The sequence below is a fragment of the Undibacterium sp. Ji49W genome (assembly GCF_049340205.1).
In the GTDB taxonomy this organism is placed as follows: Bacteria; Pseudomonadota; Gammaproteobacteria; order Burkholderiales; family Burkholderiaceae_D; genus Undibacterium.
This window is the reverse complement of the sequence record NZ_JBMPOW010000082.1, coordinates 1-255: the sequence shown is the minus strand read 5'-3', so window position 1 is coordinate 255 and position 255 is coordinate 1. Positions and strand designations below refer to the sequence as shown.

The following is a 255-nucleotide window of genomic DNA, read 5'->3' as shown; positions in this document are numbered from 1 at the left end:
CCCAAATCCAGTTGAATGACACCATCGTTGATGCCCTGGTTGACAGCTATCAAGCTGCTAACACCACCACCCACATCGAACGTCTGACCATCCGTGCGATCGACAACGTCAACGTTGCTAACGCAACTGTTGGTGTGTCCATCGATGCTGGTGCACTGACAGCGCAATCTGCACTGGACGTGACACTGGGCCGTGGCGCCAACTTCCTGAGCCTGGGTGCAGGTGCTGACCGCGTGGTATTGCTGGGTAACTATG

Annotated in this window: 1 protein-coding gene; it reads left to right on the top strand. The window is 55.7% G+C overall.

What is annotated here, in order from left to right; all coding sequences use genetic code 11:
* The coding region (locus ACO0LK_RS27120; protein WP_422980625.1) for a hypothetical protein at positions 1–255 on the top strand (255 nt) is incomplete at both ends.